The organism is Streptomyces asoensis (assembly GCF_016860545.1).
Classification (GTDB): domain Bacteria; phylum Actinomycetota; class Actinomycetes; order Streptomycetales; family Streptomycetaceae; genus Streptomyces; species Streptomyces asoensis.
This window is the reverse complement of sequence record NZ_BNEB01000005.1, coordinates 659,336-683,052: the sequence shown is the minus strand read 5'-3', so window position 1 is coordinate 683,052 and position 23,717 is coordinate 659,336. Positions and strand designations below refer to the sequence as shown.

Annotated in this window: 21 protein-coding genes and 1 pseudogene; 18 read left to right on the top strand and 4 right to left on the bottom strand. The window is 73.5% G+C overall.

Annotation, left to right across the window (positions count from 1 at the left end; translation table 11 throughout):
* Positions 1-51: 51 nt before the first annotated feature.
* The 4 genes from Saso_RS26140 to Saso_RS26125 all read right to left on the bottom strand — a co-directional run bounded on the left by Saso_RS26140 (position 52) and on the right by Saso_RS26125 (position 7,261).
* The gene (locus Saso_RS26140; RefSeq protein WP_189924827.1) at positions 52-2,103 is read right to left on the bottom strand and encodes a SpoIIE family protein phosphatase; all 2,052 of its coding nucleotides are present in this window, start codon (positions 2,101-2,103) and stop codon (positions 52-54) included.
* 180 nt (positions 2,104-2,283) lie between these two features.
* Positions 2,284-3,285: a methylmalonyl Co-A mutase-associated GTPase MeaB gene (meaB, locus tag Saso_RS26135; RefSeq protein ID WP_189924828.1), complete on the bottom strand. Its 1,002-nt coding sequence runs from the start codon at positions 3,283-3,285 to the stop codon at positions 2,284-2,286.
* 5 nt (positions 3,286-3,290) lie between these two features.
* Positions 3,291-5,465, bottom strand: coding sequence for a methylmalonyl-CoA mutase (gene scpA, locus Saso_RS26130; protein WP_189924830.1), 2,175 nt, complete (start codon positions 5,463-5,465; stop codon positions 3,291-3,293).
* Entirely contained in the window at positions 5,465-7,261 is a 1,797-nt protein-coding gene (locus tag Saso_RS26125) for a methylmalonyl-CoA mutase subunit beta (RefSeq protein WP_189924832.1), read from the bottom strand. Before Saso_RS26125 ends, scpA begins: the two co-directional genes overlap by 1 nt.
* A 95-nt stretch (positions 7,262-7,356) precedes the next feature.
* Between Saso_RS26125 and Saso_RS26120 the strand changes: the two are divergent.
* The 18 genes and pseudogenes from Saso_RS26120 to hypE all read left to right on the top strand — a co-directional run.
* Positions 7,357-7,735: pseudogene (locus Saso_RS26120) on the top strand (polyphosphate kinase 2 family protein); the annotation flags it as partial.
* Positions 7,736-7,847: 112 nt separating this feature from the next.
* A complete protein-coding gene (locus tag Saso_RS26115) occupies positions 7,848-8,162 on the top strand; it encodes a DUF6400 family protein (protein WP_189924833.1) in 315 nt (104 codons plus the stop codon).
* Positions 8,149-8,406, top strand: a complete 258-nt coding sequence (locus Saso_RS26110; RefSeq protein WP_189924834.1) for a hypothetical protein — start codon at positions 8,149-8,151, stop codon at positions 8,404-8,406. The genes Saso_RS26115 and Saso_RS26110 overlap by 14 nt, the downstream gene beginning before the upstream one ends.
* A gap of 207 nt (positions 8,407-8,613) precedes the next feature.
* Positions 8,614-10,386 carry an enoyl-CoA hydratase-related protein gene (locus Saso_RS26105; RefSeq protein ID WP_189924835.1) on the top strand — a complete coding sequence of 591 codons (1,773 nt, stop codon included), beginning with the start codon at positions 8,614-8,616 and terminating at the stop codon, positions 10,384-10,386.
* A 71-nt stretch (positions 10,387-10,457) separates the two neighbouring features.
* Positions 10,458-11,531 carry an NADH-quinone oxidoreductase subunit B family protein gene (locus Saso_RS26100; protein ID WP_189924836.1) on the top strand — a complete coding sequence of 358 codons (1,074 nt, stop codon included), beginning with the start codon at positions 10,458-10,460 and terminating at the stop codon, positions 11,529-11,531.
* Positions 11,532-11,614: 83 nt separating this feature from the next.
* The gene (locus Saso_RS26095; protein ID WP_189924837.1) at positions 11,615-13,396 is read left to right on the top strand and encodes a nickel-dependent hydrogenase large subunit; all 1,782 of its coding nucleotides are present in this window, start codon (positions 11,615-11,617) and stop codon (positions 13,394-13,396) included.
* On the top strand, positions 13,393-13,920 hold the full coding sequence (locus Saso_RS26090) for a protein kinase family protein (RefSeq protein ID WP_189924838.1): 528 nt from the start codon (positions 13,393-13,395) through the stop codon (positions 13,918-13,920). Before Saso_RS26095 ends, Saso_RS26090 begins: the two co-directional genes overlap by 4 nt.
* Entirely contained in the window at positions 13,917-14,558 is a 642-nt protein-coding gene (locus Saso_RS26085; protein ID WP_189924840.1) for a DUF5947 family protein, read from the top strand. The genes Saso_RS26090 and Saso_RS26085 overlap by 4 nt, the downstream gene beginning before the upstream one ends.
* Complete coding sequence (locus Saso_RS26080) at positions 14,555-15,247, top strand: DUF6084 family protein (RefSeq protein WP_189924842.1); 693 nt, start codon at positions 14,555-14,557, stop codon at positions 15,245-15,247. Before Saso_RS26085 ends, Saso_RS26080 begins: the two co-directional genes overlap by 4 nt.
* On the top strand, positions 15,244-16,692 hold the full coding sequence (locus Saso_RS26075) for a hypothetical protein (RefSeq protein ID WP_189924844.1): 1,449 nt from the start codon (positions 15,244-15,246) through the stop codon (positions 16,690-16,692). Before Saso_RS26080 ends, Saso_RS26075 begins: the two co-directional genes overlap by 4 nt.
* Positions 16,689-17,249 (top strand): hydrogenase maturation protease, encoded by a 561-nt coding sequence (locus Saso_RS26070; protein WP_189924846.1) that lies wholly within the window; start codon positions 16,689-16,691, stop codon positions 17,247-17,249. The genes Saso_RS26075 and Saso_RS26070 overlap by 4 nt, the downstream gene beginning before the upstream one ends.
* A gap of 10 nt (positions 17,250-17,259) precedes the next feature.
* Positions 17,260-17,367, top strand: coding sequence for a DUF6893 family small protein (locus Saso_RS39110; RefSeq protein ID WP_372442493.1), 108 nt, complete (start codon positions 17,260-17,262; stop codon positions 17,365-17,367).
* Between the two features lie 141 nt (positions 17,368-17,508).
* Positions 17,509-17,901, top strand: a complete 393-nt coding sequence (gene hypA, locus Saso_RS26065) for a hydrogenase maturation nickel metallochaperone HypA (RefSeq protein WP_189924848.1) — start codon at positions 17,509-17,511, stop codon at positions 17,899-17,901.
* A 3-nt stretch (positions 17,902-17,904) separates the two neighbouring features.
* The gene (gene hypB, locus Saso_RS26060; protein WP_189924850.1) at positions 17,905-18,693 is read left to right on the top strand and encodes a hydrogenase nickel incorporation protein HypB; all 789 of its coding nucleotides are present in this window, start codon (positions 17,905-17,907) and stop codon (positions 18,691-18,693) included.
* Positions 18,690-21,068, top strand: a complete 2,379-nt coding sequence (hypF, locus tag Saso_RS26055) for a carbamoyltransferase HypF (protein WP_229901397.1) — start codon at positions 18,690-18,692, stop codon at positions 21,066-21,068. Before hypB ends, hypF begins: the two co-directional genes overlap by 4 nt.
* A 31-nt stretch (positions 21,069-21,099) precedes the next feature.
* Complete coding sequence (locus Saso_RS26050) at positions 21,100-21,405, top strand: HypC/HybG/HupF family hydrogenase formation chaperone (RefSeq protein ID WP_189924852.1); 306 nt, start codon at positions 21,100-21,102, stop codon at positions 21,403-21,405.
* Positions 21,402-22,529 carry a hydrogenase formation protein HypD gene (gene hypD, locus Saso_RS26045; protein ID WP_189924854.1) on the top strand — a complete coding sequence of 376 codons (1,128 nt, stop codon included), beginning with the start codon at positions 21,402-21,404 and terminating at the stop codon, positions 22,527-22,529. Before Saso_RS26050 ends, hypD begins: the two co-directional genes overlap by 4 nt.
* Positions 22,522-23,601 carry a hydrogenase expression/formation protein HypE gene (hypE, locus tag Saso_RS26040; protein ID WP_307822253.1) on the top strand — a complete coding sequence of 360 codons (1,080 nt, stop codon included), beginning with the start codon at positions 22,522-22,524 and terminating at the stop codon, positions 23,599-23,601. Before hypD ends, hypE begins: the two co-directional genes overlap by 8 nt.
* Positions 23,602-23,717 lie beyond the last annotated feature (116 nt).

The window sequence follows — 23,717 nt, the reverse complement described above, 5'->3', positions numbered from 1 at the left end:
GCGGCGTGGCCGCGACGGGCCGGTCGGTGTGCGCACGTGTGGTCCGGGCCCTCACCCGGCCGGACGGACCCGGGCCAGCAGAAGGGCGACGTCGTCGTCCGGCTCCGGACGCAGTGCGCCGAGGAGGGCGTCACCGGTCCACTCCAGGGGGCGGCCGCTCGTGCCCCGCAGGAACGTGGTCAGGGTGGCCAGACCGCTGTCGATCGGTTCCTCGCGGTTCTCGACCAGTCCGTCGGTGTACAGGGTGAGCAGGGTGCCCGGGGTGAGCCCGACCTCGGCGGTGCCGAAGTCCGCCCCGCCCACCCCGAGCGGTACGCCGCCGGGGATGTCCACGAGTTCCGTGGTCGCGTCGTCCCGGGTCAGGACCGGCGGCAGATGGCCCGCGCTGGACAGGGTGCAGACACCGCGCTCCAGGTCGCAGACGGCGTAGACGCAGGTGGCGATCGTGTCGCCGAGCGAGCCGGCGATGTCGTCGAGGTGGCGCAGCAGCTCGGCCGGCGGCAGGTCGAGGCGGGCCAGCGCCCGGGTGGCACTCCTGAGCTGTCCCATGATCGCGGCCGCCTGGACGCCCTTGCCCATCACGTCCCCCACGACGAGCCCGGTGCGCCGCGGGCCGAGGGGCAGCACGTCGTACCAGTCGCCGCCGACCTCGCTGAGGGCCGGGCGGTAACGGGCGGCGATGTCCAGCCCTTCCCGGTGGGCGGGGGCGGAGGGGAGCAGGCTGCGCTGGAGGGTCAGTGCGGCGGCGCGCTCGCGTCCGTAGAGGCGGGCGTTATCGATGCAGAGCGCGGCGCGTGCGGCGAGCTCGGTGGCGAGCATCCGGTCCTGCTCGTCGAAGGGACGCGCGTTGACGGTGCGGTACAGGCCGAGCGTCCCGAGCACCTTGCCCCGGGCCGTCAGCGGCAGGGCCAGGTAGGAGTGGACGCCCGCTTCCCGCAGGGTCCGGGCGGCGTTCGCGTCCCGGGCGATGCGCCGCATCACGCGCGCGTCCACGTGCCCGATCAGGACCGGCCGGGCCGTGCGCACGCACCGGGTGATGATCCGCGAGGGTCCGTAGGTGGCCAGTTCGCCGACCGGGTCGGCCGCGTGGATCGCGTCGGTGGCGTAACCGGCCGCGACGGCCAGGGCCCGGAACTCGGCCGGGGCGTGCCCCGGTACGGGGGTGATGGTCCCGTGGGCCACGACGGACTCGAGGATGTCGACGGCCGCCAGATCGGCCACGTGCGGGACGGTCACGTCGGTCAGCTCCCGCGCGGTCTGCCGCAGGTCGAGCGTGGTGCCGATCCGCACCCCGGCGTCCGCGACCACCGCCAGACGCCGACGGGCCCGGGCCACCTCGGCGGCGGCCTGCTGGCGCTCGGTGACGTCCAGGACGGCCATCGCCAGACCGAGCACCCGCCCGTTGGTGTCCTCGATGCGGTGGTACGACTCGGAGTACGCGCGATCCTCGACGTCGGCCGCCGTGCGCCCGATCGTCTGCTGGTCCAGCAGCGGACGGCCGGTCGCCAGGACGTGCCGCATCCGCGACTCGATCGCCGCCACGTCCAGGCCGGGCAGCACCTCACCGACCCTGCGCCCCACCACGGCCGCCTCGGGCACGCCGTTCATCCGCTCCAGCGCCGGGTTGACGCCCACCCAGCGCAGCTCGTTGTCGAAGACGGCGATGCCGACCGGCGTCTGCTCGACCAGGCTGTGGGACAGGGCCAGGTCCCGTTCCACGCTCCGTACTGTGGAGGCGTCCGCGGCCAGTCCCAGCAGATGGGGCCGGCCCTCGTCGTCGAGCAGCCGCATCGTGCGGAACTCCACGGCCCGCTCCGTGCCGTCGCGGTGGCGCAGCGGGAACACGCCCGCCCACCGTTCACCCGCCGCGACCTGCGCGAACAGCTCCCGGCCGCGCGAGCGGTCACCGGGGGCGACCAGAAGTGTGTCGGCGCGCTGACGCAGGGCCTCCTGCGCCGAGTAGCCGAGCAGCTGCTCGATCTCCGGACTCCACAGCGCGATGTGCCCGTGCGCGTCCAGCACCACGGCCGCGACCTTCAGCAGGTCGAGCAGACCGCCCGGCGCCGCCGTGACCTCGTCGTTCTCCGTCGCATACCCATGCATGCCAGCCGCTCCTTCCGGCGCGGCAGGGGCACCGCCAAGATCCGTACCCGAGCTTCGATTACGTCACATTACGGGCGGAAGGGCAATGCAGCCGGGAGGATCCCCCCGGTTCCGGGCGCGGCGGCGGGCGCCCCGCAGGGCAGGCGGCACCCGCCGCACACCGCCTCGGGGAGCGCCCGCTCAGCTCCCGGCGTCGCGTCCCGGCGGCGTACCGAAGGCCTCCAGGATGCGTTCCGCGGCGAGTGTCGCCGTCAACCCGCCCTCCCTGACCTGCTGTTCGAGCACCGGCGCGAGGGCCCGCACCGCCGGCGCCGCGTGCAGGCGGCCCAGGAGCTCGTCGCGGACCATGGACCAGGTCCAGTCGACCTGCTGCTCCCGGCGCCTGGCGGCCAGGCCGCCGGTGGAGTCGAGCAGCGTCCGGTGCTGTTCGAGGCGGTCCCAGACCTCGTCCAGACCGGCCGACTCCCGGGCGCTGCAACTGAGGACCGGCGGGGTCCAGGCGGCGTCCCTGCCGTGCATGAGCCGCAGGGCACCCGCCAGTTCCCGCGCCGCCGCGCGGGCGTCGCGTTCGTGCGGACCGTCGGCCTTGTTCACGGCGATCACGTCGGCCAGTTCCAGGACGCCCTTCTTGATGCCCTGGAGCTGGTCACCGGTACGGGCCAGGGTGAGCAGCAGGAAGGAGTCGACCATGTTCGCGACCGCGGTCTCCGACTGGCCCACGCCGACCGTCTCCACCAGGACCACGTCGTAGCCCGCGGCCTCCATGACCACGATCGACTCGCGGGTCGCCTTGGCCACCCCGCCGAGGGTGCCCGAGGTGGGGGAGGGGCGCACGAACGCCGCGGGGTTCACCGCCAGGCGCTCCATCCGGGTCTTGTCGCCCAGGATCGAGCCGCCCGTACGGCTGGAGGAGGGGTCGACGGCGAGCACGGCGACCCGGTGTCCCAGCCCGGTGAGCAGCGTGCCGAACGCGTCGATGAACGTCGACTTGCCCACGCCCGGCACCCCGCTGACCCCGATCCGCCGCGCCCTCCCGCTGTGCGGCAGCAACTCGGTCAGCAGGGCCTGCGCGAGCACCCGGTGGTCGGGCCGGGTGGACTCGACCAGCGTGATCGCACGGGCCACCAGGGCCCGCCTGCCGTCGAGCACACCCTTCACATACGCGTCGAGGTCGATGGCCATGGGGCTTACAGTTCGTGCCCGAGGCCGGCCGACAGCCGTTCCACCAGGTCGTGCGCCGCGTCCGGGATCACAGTCCCGGGCGGGAAGACCGCGGCCGCGCCCATCTCCAGCAGCAGCGGCACGTCCTGCGGGGGGATCACCCCGCCGACGACGATCATGATGTCCTCGCGTCCCTCCTCGGCGAGCATCTCCCGCAGCGCCGGCACCAGAGTGAGGTGTCCGGCGGCCAGCGAGGAGACACCGACGATGTGCACGTCGGCCTCGACGGCCTGCCGGGCCACCTCGGCCGGGGTCTGGAAGAGCGGGCCGACGTCGACGTCGAAACCGAGGTCGGCGAAGGCGGTGGCGATCACCTTCTGTCCGCGGTCGTGCCCGTCCTGGCCCATCTTCGCGACGAGGATGCGCGGACGGCGGCCCTCGGCCTCCTCGAAGGCGTTCACCAGCGCACGGGTGCGGGCCACGGACGGGGACTCGCCGGCTTCGTTGCGGTACACGCCCGAGATGGTACGGATCTGGCTCGCGTGGCGCCCGTACACCTTCTCCAGGGCGTCCGAGATCTCCCCGACGGTGGCCTTCGCCCGGGCCGCGCGCACCGCCAGCTCCAGCAGGTTGCCCTCACCGCCGGCCGCCCGCGTCAGGTCGTCGAGCGCGTCCCGGCAGGCCCGCTCGTCACGCTCGGCGCGCAGCCGCCGCAGCTTCGCGATCTGCTGGGCCCGCACCGAGGAGTTGTCGACCTTGAGCACGTCGATCTGCTCGTCGGTCCCCACGCGGTACTTGTTGACGCCGATCACCGGCTGGCGTCCGGAGTCGATGCGGGCCTGGGTGCGGGCCGCCGCCTCCTCGATCCGCAGCTTGGGGATGCCGGCGTCGATCGCGCGGGCCATGCCGCCCGCCGCCTCGACCTCCTGGATGTGCTGCCACGCCCGCCGCGCCAGGTCGTACGTCAGCTTCTCCACGTACGCGCTGCCGCCCCACGGGTCGATCACCCGGTTGGTGCCGGACTCCTGCTGGATGAGCAGCTGGGTGTTGCGCGCGACGCGCGCCGAGAAGTCGGTGGGCAGCGCGAGCGCCTCGTCCAGGGCGTTGGTGTGCAGCGACTGGGTGTGGCCCTGCGTGGCCGCCATCGCCTCGACGCAGGTACGGGTCACGTTGTTGAACACGTCCTGCGCGGTCAGCGACCAGCCCGAGGTCTGCGAATGGGTGCGCAGGGAGAGCGACTTGGCGTTTCGCGGGTCGAACTGCCGCACCAGCTTGGCCCAGAGCAGGCGCGCGGCGCGCAACTTGGCGATCTCCATGAAGAAGTTCATGCCGATCGCCCAGAAGAACGACAGCCGGGGCGCGAACGCGTCCACGTCCAGCCCCGCCTCGCGCCCGGCCCTGATGTACTCCACGCCGTCCGCGAGCGTGTAGGCGAGCTCCAGGTCGGCCGTCGCGCCCGCCTCCTGGATGTGGTACCCGGAGATCGAGATGGAGTTGTAGCGGGGCATCCGCTGCGAGGTGAAGGCGAAGATGTCGGAGATGATCCGCATCGACGGCTTCGGCGGGTAGATGTAGGTGTTGCGGACCATGAACTCCTTGAGGATGTCGTTCTGGATGGTCCCGGCCAGCTTCTCCGCGGGTACACCCTGTTCCTCGGCCGCCACGATGTACAGCGCGAGTACCGGCAGCACGGCGCCGTTCATCGTCATCGACACCGTCATCCGGTCCAGCGGGATGCCGTCGAAGAGCTGCCGCATGTCGAGGATCGAGTCGATGGCCACGCCCGCCATGCCGACATCGCCCGTCACCCGCGGGTGGTCGCTGTCGTAGCCGCGGTGGGTCGGCAGGTCGAAGGCGACCGACAGGCCCTTCTGGCCGGCCGCGAGGTTGCGCCGGTAGAAGGCGTTGGACTCCTCGGCGGTGGAGAAGCCCGCGTACTGGCGGATCGTCCACGGCTGGTTGACGTACATCGTCGGGTAAGGGCCGCGCAGGTAGGGGGCGATGCCCGGGTAGGTGCCCAGGAAGTCCAGGCCCTCCAGGTCGCGGCCCGTGTACAGCGGCTTGACCGCGATGCCCTCCGGGGTCTCCCACAGCGGCCCGTCACCGCCGGTGGCCTGCTTGACGGCGGTACGCCACTCCTCGGCGCCGGCGTCGGCGGCCGGGGTCCCCAGTTCGATCCCGGCGAAGTCGGGGATTCCCATCAGGACACTCCCATGCGGTCGAGGGCGGCGGAGAGCACGGCGACGGCGTCGCAGCCCGCGAAGACGTACGTGTCGACCCCCGGGTGGTCACCCGGGCGGCCGGCGAGGAACACGTGCGAGGCGCCCGCGTCCCGGAGTTCACGGGCGACGGGCGCCGCCTGTTCCCCGTACACAACGTCGCTCGAACACAGACAGGCCTCGGTGGCACCGCTGTCCGCGAAGGCGCCCTGCGTGACGGGTTCGATGCCGCCGGCCTGGAAGAGGTTGGCGGCAAAGCCGAGACGGGCGGTGTGCGCGGCGGCCGGTCCGAGGGCGGCCAGATAGACCCGCGGACGTGCTCCGGTGGCCGCGAGATGGGCGTCGGACCGGGCGCGCAGCCGCTCGAAGGACTCGTCGCGCCGTACCCGGGGCAGGCCGCCGGACCGGGGCGCGGGGGCGGGCTCGCGCTCCACCGCGCGCTCGGCGAGGTCGGGGAACTCGCTGACCCCGGTGACGGGCTCGCGCCGCTCGGCGAGCCGGGCGCTGCGGGCCTCCCAGGTGTCCGCCAGGTGCCCTCCGATCCGGCCCGAGCGCAGACCGGCCGCCTGGCCGCCCGTCCGCTCGATCTCCTGGAAGAACTCCCAGCCCGCGTGGGCGAGTTCGTCCGTCAGCCGTTCCACGTACCAGGAGCCGCCCGCCGGGTCGATGACCCGGGACAGGTGCGACTCCTCGATGAGGATGGTGGAGGTGTTGCGGGCGATCCGCCGGGCGAAGGCGTCCGGCAGGCCGATCGAGTGGTCGAAGGGCAGCACGGTCACCGCGTCGGCGCCGCCCACCCCGGCCGCCAGTGTCGCGACCGTCGTGCGCAGCATGTTCACCCAGGGGTCGCGGCGGGCCATCATCACCGGCGAGGTCACCGCGTGCTGCACCTGTCCGGCCGGCGCCCCGCACACCTCGGTGACCCGCGCCCAGAGCCGTCGGGCCGCCCGCAGCTTGGCCGCGGTCAGGAACTGGTCGGCGGTGGCCGCGTAGCGGAACTCCAGCTGAGCGCAGGCGAGTTCGACCGGCAGGCCGGCCTCGGTCAGCTCCCGCAGATAGGCCACCGCGGTCGCCATCGAGCAGCCGAGTTCCTGCGCGGCCGAACCGCCGGCCTCGTGGTACGGCAGCGCGTCCACGGTCAGCGCCCGCAGCCCCGGATACTCCTCGGCGCACAGCCGCGCGAGTTCCGCCACGGGCGCGAAGTCGCCGGACAGACCGGTGCGGGCCGCGTGGCCGAGCGGGTCCGCGCCCAGGTTGCCGCGCGCCGCCTCGGGGGCGACACCCCGCTCCGCGTACAGCCGCAGCAACTCCCTTGCGGCGGAATCCACTTCGTGTCCGGCGTCCAGTACGACGGGCGCGAGGTCGAGATGGACGCCGTCCAGCACTTTGCCGAGCGAGGCGACCGGCATGCCGCCGTCGCCGAGGACGAGCCACAGCGAGGTGACCCCGTTCTCCAGGTCGGCGAGGACCGCGCCCGGCGCGGTGTGCTGCTGGCGGACGTCCCAGCCGCCGGTGGTGTTCCCCTCCGGCCGGCCGCCGCGCACGAACGGCGCGAAACCGGGCAGCCCGGCGTCGGGTGCGGGGTCGTCCGCGGTGTACAGGGGCCGGGTGCGGAGCCCGTCCTCCAGCGCGGTGGACAGAGCCTCCTCGGCTGCCGTGTCCGAGACCTCCCTGCCGGACTTGCGCAGCACACCCGCCACGAGGCGTTGCCACTGCTCAAGGTGGGCGTCGGGGAACTCGGCGGCCAGCGACAGCCCGTCGTCGGGCAGGACCTTCATGCCCCGGATGCTAGGCCAGACGGCCCGGTCGGCAGCAGGGGGCGAGGCTGTGACCTTGGCCGCTGTCCCCCTGTGACCTCGGCCTCTCGAGGCGTCACCGGTCTCCCGCGGCGGCGCGGACCGAACGGGAGCGCGGGCAGTGGTACTTCCAGCGCTACGTCGCACACCTGCCGACGGCCGGTGAGATCGTCCTGCTGGACCGCTCCTGGTACAACCGGGCCGGTGTGGAACGGGTGACGGGCTTCCGCACGGACGACGAGTACCGCCGTTTCATGCGCCAGGCGCCCCTGTTCGAGCAAACTCAGCCCCATGGACCTGGCCTCCCTCGACCTCTGGGACGACTGCACCGCCGCGAAGGTGGCCATGTTCCGTGAGACGGCCTCCACGGACAAGGACGAGGAGGTCGTCGGCCGCCCCGACCCGCGGATCGTCGGAGCGGCGGCCACCCTGCTGGAGGCGGGCGAGGACGACACCGCACCCCGGCCCCGAGCCCCGCCCCGGTGCGCGGACAGAGGGCGCACAGGGCGCTGTGACGTGTCCCACCCGCTCTTGCCCGCGCCGGGACGGCTTGCCTACGTTCGCCCGTATGGCCCCCGACGACCGATCCTCCACCGGCGAGCCGGACGAACCCGGCGCGGCGGGCGGGCCCGCCCCGGACGGGTCCGGCGCCCTCCCGCCGACCGCCTTCACCGTCGACCTCGGCGCGCACGAGATGCTGCGGCGCGCCCATGTCCTGGACGCCCTCGGCGCCGACTGGGACCCGCTCGCCGCGCTGCGCGGCGAGGAGGCGGCGTACGCGCTGCTGTACTCCGGACTCGACGCCGGGCAGCAGCGCGTGTACGACGAGCTGGTCGCGGCCGGTGTGCTCCCGCGGGCAGGCGGCGGCAGTGCTGCCGCTTGACCCGCAGGCCGACATCGGGCGCCGCGCCTGGGTGGCCTGCCCGAACTGCGACGACCGCCAAGGCTGCGCCACCTGCGAGGAGGGGCGGACCTGCGCCCGGCACTGGCGCTACCTGCTCTCCCACACCGGCAGCCTGCTGCACCTCCAGTGCCGCTCCTGCACCCACATCTGGGACCACGAGACCCATTTCGGCGCCACCCGTTCCCGGTGGGAACGCGTCACCAGCGGACTGCGGCGACGCTGAGCCCCCGCGCCCGGCGGCGGCCCCTCCCGTGCGAGGGAACCCCGGACGTGCGGGTGCCGCGGAGGGCGGCCCACGGGTGAGCCCGGACGGCGGATCGCCGCCCGCTTTCGGATGATCCGACCGCCTGTCGCCGGGCGCCGGGGGCAGCGCGGGCCGAGGATCTCCGCGGCGGACCCCTGCCTGCCGTTCGTCCGCCCGGAGGCAGCCGTGCACATCCTCGTCCTGGCCAGCGCGTTCAACAGCCTGACCCAGCGGGTCCACGCCGAGCTGCGCGACCACGGCCACCGGGTGGCGGTGGAGCTGGCCCTGCCGGGAGCCTCGCTGCCGGACGCCGTCGCGCGGCACGCGCCCGACCTCGTGGTGGCGCCGATGCTGAAGTCGGTGATTCCCGAGGAGGTCTGGTCGCGGTACACCTGCCTCGTCGTCCACCCGGGTCCCGTGGGCGACCGCGGCCCGTCCTCCTTGGACTGGGCGATCCACGAGGACGTAGACCGGTGGGGCGTCACCGTCCTCCAGGCCGACGCCGAGATGGACGCCGGGGACGTGTGGGCCACCGCCTCGTGCCGGCTTCCCCGAGTGTCCAAGAGCGAGCTGTACCGGGGCGAGATCGCCGACGCCGCGCTCGGGGCCGTCCTCCTGGCCGTGGAGCGCGTCGCCGGCGGGACGTACGTGCCGCGCCCCCAGGACACCGCGGGCGCCCCCGACGCGGCCCTGCGCACGCGCCCCCGCCTCGACCAGGGCGTCCGGCGGATCGACTGGGCCGGGGACACCACGCGGACCGTCCTGCGCAAGCTGCGGGCCGCGGATTCACAGCCCGGAGTGCTCGACACCCTGCTCGGCGGCGAGTGGTACCTGCACGGCGGTCACCCCGAGGGCGTCCTTCGCGGCCGTCCGGGAGAGCTGCTCGCCACCCGGGCCGGAGCGGTCTGCCGGGCCACCCGGGACGGCGCGGTGTGGATCCCCGAACTGCGGCCCCGGCGCACACCCGGCGGACCGGCCACCTTCCGGCTGCCCGCAGTCCAGGCTCTCGGCGACCGGCTGCCGCCCCTGCCGGAACGCCCCGCGCCGCCGGGCCCCGGGGCGCCGCACGACACCTGGACGGACATCCGCTACCGCGAGGAGGGCGACGTGGGCTTCCTGTCGTTCTCCTTTCCCGGCGGGGCCATGAGCACCGACCGGTGCCGGCGGCTGCTCGCCGCCTACCGGGAGGCGTGCGCACGCCCCACGTCGGTGCTGGTGCTCGGCGGCGAACGGGACTTCTTCTCCAACGGCATCCACCTCGGCGTCATCGAGGCGGCCGACGACCCGGCCGCCGAGTCCCGCGCGAACATCGAGGCCATCGACGATCTGGTCGAGGCGGTGCTGACGACGACGGACCGGCTGGTGGTCTCGGCGGTCGCGGGCAACGCGGCAGCGGGCGGGGTGATGCTGGCCCTGGCGGCCGACGAGGTGTGGTGCCGCTCGGGCGCCGTACTGAACCCGCACTACCGGCTGATGGGCCTGTACGGCTCGGAGTACTGGACGTACACCCTGCCCCGCAGGGTGGGCCCGGCGGCGGCCGAGCGCCTCATGCGGGAGGCCCTGCCGGTGAGCGCGGCGGCCGCGCTGCGTCTCGGGCTCGTCGACCGGGTGGTGGACAGCGCTCCGGGAGCCTTCGCGGCGGAGACCGGCCGCCTGGCGGCGCGGCTGTCCGCCCTGCCCGCGACGGCGGGCCGGATCGCCGCGAAGAAGACGGAGCTGGAGCGGCGGGAGAGCGAGACCCCCCTCGCCGCGTACCGCGAGCGGGAGCTCGCCCGGATGCGCCGGACCTTCGACGACCCGGACGCCCCGTACCACGCGCTGCGCCGGGCCTTCGTCCGCAAGGAGCGCCCCGCGGCCACCCCGGCGCACCTCGGCGCTTCCCAAACCCCTTCGGGTCCGTACGCCACCGGATTCACCCCAACGGCCCCCTCGGACATCCCGGCCCGGCCGATCAGCTGATACCAAGAACCGTGAATGTGGAAAGTCACGTAATACGGCTTTCCTCCCTCACCTCCCCAGGAGGCGGTCCCATGACTGAGGCGACGGCGAACACGGTCGGCGCTGCGCCCGCCGAAGAGACACCCACGATCCACATCCTCTGGATCAACGCGGGGCTGAGCTGCGACGGCGACTCGGTCTCGTTGACGGCGGCCATGCAGCCCAGCATCGAGGAGATCGTGCTCGGCGCGCTGCCGGGACTTCCGAAGATCGCCGTCCACTGGCCGCTCATCGACTTCGAGTGCGGGCCGATCGGCGGCTCGGACACGTTCATCGAGTGGTTCTTCAAGGGGGAGCGGGGCGAGATCGACCCCTTCGTGCTGGTCGTCGAGGGCTCCATCCCCAACGAGGCGATCAAGCCCGAGGGCTACTGGTGCGGCTTCGGCGACGACCCGCGGACCGGTCAGCCGATCACGACCAGCGAGTGGATCGACCGGCTGGCCCCCAAGGCCCTGGCCGTCGTCGCCATCGGCACCTGCGCCACCTACGGCGGCATCCACGCCATGGCGGGCAACCCGACCGGAGCGATGGGCCTGCCCGACTACCTCGGCTGGGACTGGAAGTCCCACGCCGGCATCCCCATCGTGTGCGTCCCCGGCTGTCCCATCCAGCCCGACAACTTCTCCGAGACGCTCACCTACCTGCTCTACCAGGCGTCCGGCGCCGCCCCGATGATCCCGCTGGACGACAAGCTGCGCCCCACCTGGCTGTTCGGGGCGACCGTCCACGAGGGCTGCGACCGCGCGGGCTACTACGAGCAGGGCCAGTTCGCCCTGTCGTACGACTCGCCCACCTGCCTGGTCAAGCTCGGCTGCTGGGGGCCGGTCGTCAAGTGCAACGTGCCCAAGCGCGGCTGGATGAACGGGATCGGCGGCTGCCCCAACGTGGGCGGCATCTGCATCGCCTGCACGATGCCCGGCTTCCCCGACAAGTTCATGCCGTTCATGGACGAGCCCCCCGGCGCCAAGGTGTCGAGCAACGCCAGCGGAGCCTACGGCGCCGTGGTCCGCAGACTGCGCTCCATCACGGCACGGACGGTGGACAAGGAGCCGAGGTGGCGCCGTACCGGCGAGAAGATCACCACCGGCTACCGGCCCCCCTGGTGACCCCCCGCCGCGAGTGACCCGCTTGTGCAGCGTGCACCCCCGCACCCCCCAACCCCCGCGCGACGAAGGGCTCGGCAAAGACGATGGCAAGGACGAAGGCGGCCGGCGACGGCAGCGGCCTGGTGGAGATGGCCTGGGACCCGATCACCCGGATCGTGGGCAGCCTGGGCATCCACACGAAGATCGACTTCAAGCAGAAGCGGGTCGCGGAGTGCTACAGCACCTCGTCGGTCTTCCGCGGCTACAGCGTCTTCATGCGCGGCAAGGACCCCCGCGACGCGCACTTCATCACCAGCCGCATCTGCGGCATCTGCGGCGACAACCACGCCACTTGCTCGGTGTACGCGCAGAACATGGCGTACGGCGTGAAGCCCCCGCACCTCGGTGAGTGGATCATCAACCTCGGCGAGTCCGCGGAGTACATGTTCGACCACAACATCTTCCAGGAGAACCTGGTCGGGGTCGACTACTGCGAGAAGATGGTCCGCGAGACCAACCCCGGCGTCCTCGAACTCGCCGAGCGCACCGAGTCCCCGCACGCGGCCGAGCACGGCTACCGCACCATCGCCGACATCATGCGCTCGCTCAACCCGCTGGAGGGCGAGTTCTACCGCGAGGCCCTCCAGGTCAGCCGCTACACCCGGGAGATGTTCTGCCTGATGGAGGGCCGCCATGTGCACCCCTCCACGCTCTACCCGGGCGGCGTCGGCACGATCGCCTCCGTCCAGCTCTTCACGGACTACCTCAGCCGCCTGATGCGCTACGTCGAGTTCATGAAGCGTGTCGTGCCCCTGCACGACGACCTGTTCGACTTCTTCTACGAGGCGATGCCCGGCTACGAGGAGGTCGGCCGCCGACGGGTCCTGCTCGGCTGCTGGGGCGCGCTCAACGACCCGGAGCACTGCGACTTCACCTACGCCAACATGACCGACTGGGGCCGGCGGATGTTCGTCACGCCCGGGGTCGTCGTCGACGGCAAACTCGTCACCAACGACCTCACCGAGATCAACCTCGGCATCCGCATCCTGCTGGGCAGCTCCTACTACGAGGACTGGCAGGGCCAGGAGCAGTTCGTCACGCGAGACCCGCTCGGCAACCCGGTCGACCCGCGCCACCCGTGGAACCAGCACACCATCCCGGCCCCGCAGAAGCGGGACTTCGACGACAAGTACAGCTGGGTCATGTCCCCGCGCTGGTTCGACGGCAAGGACCACCTCGCCCTGGACACCGGCGGCGGCCCCATCGCCCGCCTGTGGTCGACCGCGCTGTCCGGGCTGGTCGACATCGGATACGTCAAGGCCACCGGCCACAGCGTGGTCATCAACCTGCCCCGGACCATGACCAAGCCGGAGACCAGCTTCGAGTGGAAGATCCCGAAGTGGTCCAACGCGCTGGAGCGCAACCGCGCACGCACCTACTTCCAGGCCTACGCCGCCGCCGTCGCCCTGCACTTCGCGGAGAAGGGCCTGGCGGAGGTCCGCGCCGGACGCACCCAGACCTGGGAGAAGTTCGAGGTCCCCGACGAGGGTCTCGGCGTCGGCTTCACCGAGGCCGTCCGCGGTGTCCTCTCCCACCACATGGTGATCCGCGACGGGAAGATCGCCAACTACCACCCGTACCCGCCCACTCCGTGGAACGCCAGCACCAGGGACACCTTCGGCACACCGGGCCCCTACGAGGACGCCGTGCAGAACACCCCGATCTTCGAGGAGAACACCCCGGAGAACTTCAAGGGCATCGACATCATGCGCGCCGTGCGCAGCTTCGACCCCTGTCTGCCCTGCGGCGTCCACATGTACGTCGGCGGTGGCAAGACGGTGAAGTCGATGCACGTGCCCACCGGCCTGAGCGGACTGGGCGGATGAGCGCCCCCACGACGGCACCGCCCGTCGACGCGGAGCGCACCGGACGGCGCATCGAGGAGGTGCTCGACCGGCTGGCCACGAGCGGCGACCCGGCCGTCGCCGCCGCGGCCGAGGAACTCGTCCGCTCCCTCATGGACTTCTACGGCGCCGGACTGGCCCGCGCCCTGCACCTGCTCTCCGCGGCCAAGGGCGACCCGGTGGCGGGCCTGCTCGGCGACGAACTCGTCGCGAGCCTCCTCGTCCTGCACGACCTGCACCCCGAGGACCGCGACACCCGGGTCGCGCGTGCCGTCGACCGGGTACGCGAACCCGCCCTGGACATCGTCGACTTCGACGAGGAGAGCGGCACCCTGACCCTGCGCGCCCGGGAGTCCGCCGGCTGCGGCTCGGCCGACAGCGCGAAGGCGGCCGCGCGGGCGGCCCTCGCCTGCTTCGCACCCGAGGTCAGGAATGTCGAGGTGGAGACGGCGCCCGCCGGCCCCACACTCCTCCAGATCGGCACGGCGCCGACGGGGCCCCGATGACAACGTCCCCCGAGACCCGCCCACCGGGTCTGCGCAGGTTCCTCACCGAGCGCCCCGCGCGGCCCGAGCGCTGCGAACTGTGCGCGGTCACGGTGGCGGCGGGACACCGCCACCTCGTCGACACCGAGGCACGCGCCCTGGTCTGCGCGTGCGGCCCCTGCGCCCTGCTCATGGAACAGCCCGGCGCCGCCGCCGGCCGCTTCCGCACCGTGCCGGCGCGCTACCTCACCGACCCCGCACACCACCTCGACGAGAGCGCCTGGGACGCCTTGCAGATCCCGGTCGGCGTCGCCTTCCTCTTCCGCAACGCCGCCCTCGACCGGCTGGTCGCCCTCTACCCCAGCCCGGCCGGAGCCACCGAGAGCGAACTCGAACCCGCCGCGTGGGCGGCCGTCCTCGACGGCAGCCGGCTCGCCGCGCTGCTCGAACCCGACGTGGAGGCGCTCCTGCTGCGCCGCACCGGCGGCCGCTTCACGTGCCACCTCGTGCCGATCGACATCTGCTACGAACTCGTCGGCCGGATGCGGCTGTTGTGGCAGGGCTTCGACGGAGGCGCCGAGGCGCGCGCATCCCTGGACGCCTTCTTCACGGACGTCTCCCGGCGCGCCAGGCCCGTGGAAGAGGCGGCGCGCCCATGACCGAGTTCTCCTTCGCCTGCACCGGGGTGCGCGCCGACCGCTACGCCGCCGGACCGACGCTCGTCTTCCGGCTGCGCGTCACCGCGGCCGACGGCGCCCGGGTGCACGCCCTCGCGCTGCGCTGCCAGATCCGCATCGAACCCGCCCGCCGCGGCTACGCCCCGGAGGAGGCCGACGGGCTCACGGACCTCTTCGGCGAGCGGTCCCGGTGGGGCAGCACGCTCCAGCCGGTGCAGTTCGCCCAGGTCTCCCTCATGGTCCCCGGATTCACCGGCGAGACCGAGACCGACCTCGTCGTGCCCTGCACCTACGACATGGACATCGCGGCGCCCCGCTACCTCGACGCCCTCACCGACGGCGAGGTCCCCCTGCTGATGCTGTTCTCCGGCACGGCGTTCACCGGGGACGGCGGATTCCGGGTCGAGCCGGTGCCGTGGGACCGCGAGGCCGTCCACCGGATGCCGGTCGCGACCTGGCGGGAGATGATCGAGCAGCACTTCCCCGGGTGCGGCTGGATCCGGCTGCCGCGCGAGACGATGGACGCCCTCCTCGCCCACCGCTCCCGGCGCGCCCTGCCCTCCTGGGAGGCGACGCTCCAGGACCTGCTGGAGGCAGGCCGCGCCGCGGACCCGCCCCGGGGCGACCCGCTGCGCGCGCTCACCGGCACCACCGGAAGGACACAGCCGTGACCGTGACCGCCTTCGCCCCCGGGACGGAGCAGCGGTTCGCCCTCGCCCGGCAGGTGGCCGACGCCGTCCTCTTCGAGGGCTACGTGCTCTACCCCTACCGCGCCTCGGCGGCCAAGAACAAGCTGCGCTGGCAGTTCGGCGTGCTGGTCCCGCCCGGCTGGGGCGCCGACTGCGAGGAGCACGACTTCCAGCACACCGAGTGCCTCATGGAGCCGAGGGCGGGCGCCACGCTGTCGGTCGAGGTGCGCTTCCTGCGCGCCCGGCGGCGCACGGTGCAGCGGGTCCGCCCCGACGGCGGCTTCGAGACCGTGCCCGAACTGCGCCTCGACGACCGCGTACTGGTGCCCTGGGACGAGGGGAACGAGGAGCGCGTCGAGGTGGTCGCCACCATGGACGAGCTTCTCGGCGACGGCGTGACGCACCCCTTCCGGCGCCCCGCCCGGGAGGACACCGCACCGGTCCTGGACGCGGCGGGCCGCGCCGCGGGACGGCTCCTGCGGCGGTGCGAGGAGATCAGCGGCACGATCCGGCTCTCCGCCCGCGAACTCGACGGCCCCTACCGGACGCTGCGGCTGACCGCCGTCGTCGAGAACACCAGCGACTGGACACCCTCCGAGGACCGCGACGCGGGCCGGGACGCGGCACTGCCGCACTCCCTGGTCGCCACCCACACCCTCATGGCCCTCAGCGCCGGCTCGTTCCTGTCGATGACCGATCCCCCCGAGTGGGCCAGGGGCGCCGTCGCCGCCTGCCGCAACCTGCACACCTGGCCCGTCCTGGCGGGCGAGGCGGGCAGCGGCGACCTCGTGCTGTCCTCGCCGATCATCCTGGAGGACCACCCGGCCATCGCGCCCGAGAGCCCCGGCGCGCTCTACGACGCCACCGAGATCGACGAGATCCTCGCGCTGCGCACCGCCGCCCTCACCGACGAGGAGAAGCGCGAGGCGCGGGGGACCGACGAGCGGGCGGCCGCCGTGATCGAGCTGGCGGACTCGATGCCGGCCGAGGTGCTGGAGCGGCTGCACGGAGCCGTTCGCAGCCTGCGGGAGGTGACCGGCCCCGCCGCACCGCACCCCGCGTCGGCGGAGGCGGCCCTCCCCGACGACTACGACGAGTACGGGGTGCAGCGGCCGGACACCCCCTGGTGGGACCCCGCGAGCGAGGCGGGCTTCGACCCGGCGCGGGACCGGGTGCTCGTCGACGGCCGGCCGGTCGCCAAGGGCAGCCGCGTCGCCCTGCGGCCGGGCCTGCGCCGCACCGACGCGCAGGACATCTTCCTGCACGGCCGCACCGCCACGGTCGAGGCCGTGCTGCACGACGTCGACGGAGGCGTGCACCTGGCGGTCACGGTCGAGGGCGACCCGGGCGCCGACATCCGCCGGGAACAGGGACGCTTCCTCTACTTCCAGCCCGACGAGGTCACCCCGCTGGAGGACGACGCATGAGCCCCTCACCGCCGACGGGCCCGAGGACGCTCGTCGCCGGCATCGGCAACGTCTTCCTCGGGGACGACGGCTTCGGCGTCGAGACCGCCCGGCGCCTCGCCGGGCGCCGACTGCCCGGACACGTCGAGGTCGTGGACATCGGGGTGCGCGGCGTGCACCTCGCCTACCAGCTCCTGGACGGCTACGACACGCTCGTCCTGGTGGACGCCACGGCCCGCGGCGAAGCCCCCGGCACGCTGTACGTGATCGAGCACCAGGAAGGCGACGGCGACCGCGACGGTCCGGCCCCCGGCGCGCCCGTGCTGGACGGCCACCGCATGACCCCCGACACCGTCCTGGCGCTGCTCGGCACCCTGTGCGCCGGGACCGGCGGCGAGCCACCCCGGCGCGTGCTCGTCGTCGGGTGCGAACCGGCCTCGGTCGAGGAGCGCATGGGACTCAGCGCGCCGGTGGCCGACGCCGTACCGCGGGCCGTCCGGCTGATCGAGGAACTGCTGCTGGACGCAGAGCCCGCCGGGTCCGCGCCGCGGGCCGCGGCCGGGGGGATCCCGACATGAGGAGAGACACATGAAGAAGACGATCGTGATCGGCGCGGCGGCCCTGGCCGCCCTGGTCGCCCTGGGCGTCGAGGTACTGCCCGACCTGAGGCGCTACCTGCGCATCCGGCGCATGTGAACCCCGGCCGCCGCACGCGCGGCCGCGGTTGCGTCGAACGGCGTACCCGCCGCCCGCAGACGGCGTGCCTGGCGGTGCGACCCGCGGGGCGCGCCTCTAATGAAGGCCGATCACCGGCAGGCCGACCCAGGACGGAGAACCGTGCACGAGATGTCCGTCGCGCTGGCCGTCGTCGACCAGGTGGCAGCGGCCGCCGAACAGGCCGGCGACGTCACCGCCGTGCGGTCGGTACGCCTGGAGGTGGGTGAACTGGCCGGCGTCGTACCCGACTCGCTCGCCTTCTGCTTCGAAATGGTCTGCGCCGGGACCCTGCTGGAAGGCGCCGAACTGGTCACCGAGGAGGTGCCCGGGCGGGCCCGCTGCACGCCCTGTGCCCACGAATGGGCGGTCGGCATGCCGCCGCGGCTGACCTGTCCCGTCTGCGACGGCACCACCACCGATCTGCTCGCGGGCCGCGAGCTGCGGATCGCCGCCGTGCGGTGGGACACCGGCGGCCCCGCGCCCACCCGCGAACCGATCTCCGAGGAGTGCTGAACCATGTGTCGTGTCGTCGACCTGCGACAGGCCGTGCTGGCGAAGAACGACGCGAGCGCCCGGACGCTGCGCGCCCGCCTCGCGGCGCACGGCACCACGGTCGTCAACCTGCTGTCCAGCCCGGGCAGCGGCAAGACCGCCCTGCTGGAGAGCGAACTGCTGCGGGCCCGGGAGCGCGAGCTCAGCGTCGCGGCACTGACCGCCGATCTCGCCACCGAGAACGACGCCACCCGGCTGGCCCGCTCGGGAGCCCCCGTCAAACAGGTCCTCACCGACGGACTGTGCCATCTGGAGGCGGGCATGCTCGCCGGGCACCTCGACGGATGGCTGCCGGACGGCACCCGGCTGCTGTTCGTGGAGAACGTCGGCAACCTGGTCTGCCCCGCCTCCTACGACCTGGGGGAGACCCTGAGGGTCGTCCTCGCCTCGGTCACGGAAGGCGAGGACAAGCCCCTCAAGTACCCCACCGCGTTCGGGCTCGCCCACCTGGTCGTGGTCACCAAGACCGACATCGCGGAGGCCGTGGAGTTCGACGAGATCGCCTTCCGCGCCAACGTCCAGCAGGTCAACCCCGGCGTCGAGGTGGTCATGACCTCGGCCCGCCGGGGCAAGGGCGTGGGCCTGCTGCTCGACCGGGCGCTCGCCGCCGCCGACGGCGGCCCCCTCCACACCCCGGTCATGGCCGGCCGCCCGGACCACGGCCACGGCCATGGGCACGGCCACCACCCTCAGCAGCCCCGTCCCCGGGCCGGCGATCCCGGATCAGGCGACCTGGCCCCCGCCCGCCCGTGAGCGCACCGCCGTCCGCCCCCACCGCCGAGGACGCCCCGCTGCGCCGCCGGGTCACCGTGCGGGGAGTCGTGCAGGGCGTGGGCTTCCGGCCCCACGTGTACGGTCTCGCCACCGGACTGGCACTGGCCGGACACGTGACCAACACCCCGGACGGCGTGGTCGTCGAGGTGGAGGGCGCCGCCGCGGCCGTGGCCCGGTTCTGCGAGCGGATCGCCGCCCAGGCGCCGCCGCTCGCCCGCGTCGAGTCCGTCCACCACCGGGAGATGCCGGTCCGCGGCGACACCGCGTTCACCATCCTCGCCTCCCGCACCGACGGACCGGCCCGCACCCTCGTCTCCCCGGACACCGCCACCTGCGCCGACTGCCTCGCCGAACTGGCCGACCCGGCGGACCGGCGGCACCGCCACCCCTTCGTCAACTGCACGCACTGCGGCCCCCGTTTCACGATCGTCACCGGTGTGCCGTACGACCGCGCCCAGACCACCATGGCCGGCTTCCCGATGTGCCCCGACTGCGCCCGCGAGTACGCCGATCCCGCCGACCGCCGCTTCCACGCGCAGCCGGTCGCCTGTCCGGCCTGCGGACCGCGGCTGCGCCTCCTCCTCGCCGGCGCGCGGGGGCCCGAGGACGCCGGCGGAGCGGACCCGGTCGCCGGGGCCCGCGCCCTGCTGGGCCGGGGCGCGATCCTCGCCGTGAAGGGACTGGGCGGCTACCACCTGGCCTGCGACGCCACGGACGAGGAGGCGGTCGCCCTGCTGCGCCGGCGCAAGGCGCGCGGGGACAAGCCGTTCGCCGTGATGGCCGCGAGCGCGGACGACGTCGGACACCTCGTACGGATCGGGCCCGAGGAGCGGGCCCTGCTGGAGGACCGCGCCAGGCCCGTCGTCCTGCTGAGACGGCACCCGGACCCGACGCACCCGGTCGGGCGCCCGCGCCCCGCCGACGCCGTCGCGCCCGGCAGCCCCGACCTGGGCGTCCTGCTGCCGTACACGCCCCTGCACCGCCTGCTGCTGGGTCTGCCCGGCGACCCCGAGGGCCCCCGGCTGCTGTTGATGACCAGCGGGAACGTCTCCGGCGAGCCGATCGTCACCGACGACGGCGAGGCGCTGGAACGGCTCGCGCACCTGGCCGACGCCTGGCTCACCCACGACCGCCCCATCCACGTCCCGTGCGACGACTCCGTGGCCAGGATCTGTGACGGGGAGCCGCTCGTGATCCGCCGGTCCCGGGGCTACGCGCCGCTGCCGGTCCCGCTCCCGCTGCCGGTCCGTCCGGCCCTCGCCGTGGGCGGCGACCTGAAGAACGCCTTCTGCCTCGGCGCGGGCCGGCGGGCCTGGCTGTCGGCGCACATCGGGGACATGGACGACGTCGGCACCCAGCGGGTCTTCGCCCGCGCGGTGGCGCAGGCGGCATCCCTCACGGGGGTGCGGCCCGAGGTCCTGGTGACCGACGGCCACCCCGGCTACCGCTCCGCCCGCTGGGCCGACCGCAACGCGGCGCACCGGCCCGTCGTACGCGTCCAGCACCACCACGCGCATGTCGCAGCCGCGATGGCCGAACACGGGCTCGACGGCACCCGCGCGGTGATCGGTGTCGCATTCGACGGCACGGGCCACGGAGACGACGGGGCCGTGTGGGGCGGCGAGTTCCTGCTCGCGGACTACGACCGCAGCATCCGGTTCGCACACCTCGCGTACGTCCCGCTGCCCGGTGGCGACGCGGCGGTGCGCCGGCCGTACCGCATGGCGCTGGCGCACCTCGGGGCGGCCGGGATCGACCGGTCGCCGGACCTGCCCTGTACGGCAGCCTGCCCGCCCGACGAACTCCGTGTTCTGGAGCGGCAGTTGGAGCTCGGGCTGAACTGCGTGCCCACCTCCAGCATGGGCCGGCTCTTCGACGCGGTGTCCTCCCTCGCCGGTGTGTGCCACCGAGCGGGCTACGAGGCCCAGGCCGCCGTCGAACTGGAGGGCGCCGCCCTGCGCGCACCCGCCGCCGACACGGGGGCGTACGCCTTCGCCCTGCGCACCGGGCCGGACGGCGGCGGCGCCGTGCGGGCCGACCCGGCACCCGTGCTGGCGGCGATCGTCGAGGACCTGCGCGCGGGGGCCGGACCGGCCCTGATCGCGGCCCGCTTCCACCGGGCGGTCACCGGCCTGGTGCGGCGGATCTGCGCACGGGCCCGGGAGCGGCACGGGCTGGACACGGTCGCCCTGACCGGCGGTGTGTTCGCCAACACGCTGCTGTCCGGCGCCTGCGCCGCGGCCCTGCGCGAGGACGGCTTCACGGTCCTGCGGCACCGCCTGGTGCCGCCCAACGACGGCGGTCTGGCGCTGGGCCAGCTGATGGTGGCCGGCCGGGCCGCCCCCGCCGACTGAGCAACGCCCGACCGACAGCGAGGAGAGGCCCATGTGCCTGGCGGTACCCGGCAGAGTGCTGGACATCGAGGACCGGGACGGCACCCGGATGGCCACCGTCGACTTCGGCGGTGTCGTCAAGGAGGTGTGCCTGGAGTACCTGCCCGACCTGCGGGTCGGCGAGTACGCCATCGTCCACGTCGGCTTCGCCCTGCAACGGCTGGACGAGGAGTCGGCACGCCAGACGCTTGAACTCTTCGCCGAACTGGGCCTGCTCCAGGAGGAGTTCGGCGACCCCTGGGAGACGGCGGCGTCAGCGGCGGGCGCGGACCCCGCGGAAGAGGTGCACAACCGGTGAAGTACATCGACGAGTTCCAGGACCCGGAGCTGGCGCGCCGGCTCCTCGACGACATCCATGCCACGGTCACCAGGCCGTGGGCGCTGATGGAGGTGTGCGGAGGCCAGACGCACAGCATCATCCGCCACGGCATCGACCAGCTCCTGCCGCCCGAGGTCGAACTGATCCACGGGCCGGGCTGCCCGGTGTGCGTCACTCCGCTGGAGGTCATCGACAAGGCCCTGGAGATCGCCTCCCGGCCGGGAGTGATCTTCTGTTCCTTCGGCGACATGCTGCGCGTGCCGGGCACCGGACGCGACCTCTTCCAGGTCCGCGGCGAGGGCGGCGACGTACGCGTCGTCTACTCGCCGCTCGACGCCCTGCGCATCGCGCGGCAGAACCCGGACCGCGAGGTGGTGTTCTTCGGCATCGGCTTCGAGACGACCGCGCCCCCCAACGCCATGACGGTCCATCAGGCGCGCAAGCTCGGCATCCAGAACTTCAGCATGCTGGTGTCCCATGTGCGGGTCCCGCCCGCCATCGAGGCGATCATGTCCTCGCCGAGCTGCCGGGTGCAGGGCTTCCTGGCCGCCGGGCACGTGTGCAGTGTCATGGGGGTGGAGGAGTACCCCGAGCTGGCCGAGCGGTTCCGCGTCCCCATCGTGGTGACGGGGTTCGAGCCGCTGGACATCCTCGAAGGCGTGCGCCGGGCCGTGCGTCAGCTGGAACGCGGCGAGCACACCGTCGACAACGCCTACGCGCGGGCCGTCCGCCCGGAGGGCAACCCGGCCGCGCGGGCCATGCTGGAGGACGTCTTCGAGGTCACCGACCGCCCCTGGCGCGGGATCGGCGTGATCCCCGACAGCGGCTGGCGGCTGTCGCCGAAGTACCGCGACCACGACGCCGAGCACCGCTTCTCGGTCGGCGGGATCCGCACGGAGGAGCCCGCCGAGTGCCGCAGCGGTGAGGTTCTCCAGGGACTGCTCAAACCGCACGAGTGCGAGGCCTTCGGCACCCTGTGCACGCCCCGCACGCCCCTCGGCGCCACCATGGTCTCCAGCGAGGGCGCCTGCGCCGCCTACTACCTCTACCGGCGGCTGGACGTGCCCGCCGCCGCGGCCCGGGAGGCGAGCCCCGTTGTCTGACATCACCGATCTCCCCGCCCCCGCCCTGGACGTCGAAGGGTGGACGTGCCCGGCGCCCCTGCGCGACCGGCCCCGTGTCGTCATGGGGCACGGCGGCGGCGGAGTCCTCTCGGCCGAACTCGTGCAGCAGATCTTCGCGCCCTCCTTCGGGGGCGAGGTGCTGGCCCAGCTGGGCGACGCCGCCGTCGTCTCCCTGGGCGGCGCCCGGCTGGCGTTCTCCACCGACTCCTACGTGGTGCGCCCGCTGTTCTTCCCCGGCGGCAGCATCGGCGACCTCGCGGTCAACGGCACCGTCAACGACCTCGCCATGAGCGGCGCCCGCGCGGCCTGGCTGTCCTGCGGATTCATCCTCGAGGAGGGCGTCGAGCTCGACGTGGTCAGGCGGGTGTCCGAGGCGCTGGGAGCCGCGGCGCGCACCGCCGGGGTCGAGGTCGTCACCGGGGACACCAAGGTGGTGGAGTCCGGACACGGCGACGGCGTCTACATCAACACCGCGGGCATCGGCCTCGTCCCGGCGGGCGTCGATCTGCGGCCGCAGCGGGTCGTCCCCGGTGACGTCGTGATCGTCAGCGGGGAGGTCGGCGTCCACGGGGTCGCGGTGATGAGCGTGCGCGAGGGCCTGGAGTTCGGGGTGGAGATCCGCAGCGACTGCGCGGCGCTCGGCGGTCTGGTCGACGCCATGCTCGCCGTCACCCCGGACCTGCACGTGCTGCGCGATCCCACCCGGGGCGGTCTGGCGGCGGCGCTCAACGAGATCGCCCAGGCCTCCGGCACGGGCGTGGTGGTCCAGGAGCGCGACGTCCCCGTTCCGCCGGCCGTGGCCAACGCCTGCGCGATCCTCGGGCTGGACCCCTGGTACATCGCCAACGAGGGCAAGCTGGTGGCGTTCGTCCCGCGCGAGCACGCCGACGCCGTCCTCGAAGCGATGCGGGCCCACCCCCTGGGCAAGGACTCCGTGGTCATCGGAGAGGCCGTGCAGGCCCATGCCGGGATGGTCGTGGCCAGGACCGGCCTGGGCGGAACGCGCGTCGTGGACCTGCCGATCGGCGAACAGCTGCCGCGGATCTGCTGACGCGATCCCGGGTGCGCGAGGTGTGCGTGCGGGCGTGCGGCGTGCGTGCGCGAGGTGGGGGGCGTCAGGTGCGCGTGCCGTGGTTTCGAGGAGGCCGGTGGGTGATCGGCCGCCGG

Excerpts from the sequence above, each read along its gene's own strand:
- Saso_RS26140 (WP_189924827.1), bottom strand. The coding sequence starts at position 2,103 with ATGCATGGGTATGCGACGGAGAACGACGAGGTCACGGCGGCGCCGGGC.
- meaB (WP_189924828.1), bottom strand. The coding sequence starts at position 3,285 with ATGGCCATCGACCTCGACGCGTATGTGAAGGGTGTGCTCGACGGCAGG.
- scpA (WP_189924830.1), bottom strand. The coding sequence starts at position 5,465 with ATGGGAATCCCCGACTTCGCCGGGATCGAACTGGGGACCCCGGCCGCC.
- Saso_RS26125 (WP_189924832.1), bottom strand. The coding sequence starts at position 7,261 with ATGAAGGTCCTGCCCGACGACGGGCTGTCGCTGGCCGCCGAGTTCCCC.
- Saso_RS26115 (WP_189924833.1), top strand. The coding sequence starts at position 7,848 with ATGGCCCCCGACGACCGATCCTCCACCGGCGAGCCGGACGAACCCGGC.
- Saso_RS26100 (WP_189924836.1), top strand. The coding sequence starts at position 10,458 with ATGACTGAGGCGACGGCGAACACGGTCGGCGCTGCGCCCGCCGAAGAG.
- Saso_RS26095 (WP_189924837.1), top strand. The coding sequence starts at position 11,615 with ATGGCAAGGACGAAGGCGGCCGGCGACGGCAGCGGCCTGGTGGAGATG.
- Saso_RS26090 (WP_189924838.1), top strand. The coding sequence starts at position 13,393 with ATGAGCGCCCCCACGACGGCACCGCCCGTCGACGCGGAGCGCACCGGA.
- Saso_RS26085 (WP_189924840.1), top strand. The coding sequence starts at position 13,917 with ATGACAACGTCCCCCGAGACCCGCCCACCGGGTCTGCGCAGGTTCCTC.
- Saso_RS26080 (WP_189924842.1), top strand. The coding sequence starts at position 14,555 with ATGACCGAGTTCTCCTTCGCCTGCACCGGGGTGCGCGCCGACCGCTAC.
- Saso_RS26070 (WP_189924846.1), top strand. The coding sequence starts at position 16,689 with ATGAGCCCCTCACCGCCGACGGGCCCGAGGACGCTCGTCGCCGGCATC.
- Saso_RS39110 (WP_372442493.1), top strand. The coding sequence starts at position 17,260 with ATGAAGAAGACGATCGTGATCGGCGCGGCGGCCCTGGCCGCCCTGGTC.
- hypB (WP_189924850.1), top strand. The coding sequence starts at position 17,905 with ATGTGTCGTGTCGTCGACCTGCGACAGGCCGTGCTGGCGAAGAACGAC.
- Saso_RS26050 (WP_189924852.1), top strand. The coding sequence starts at position 21,100 with ATGTGCCTGGCGGTACCCGGCAGAGTGCTGGACATCGAGGACCGGGAC.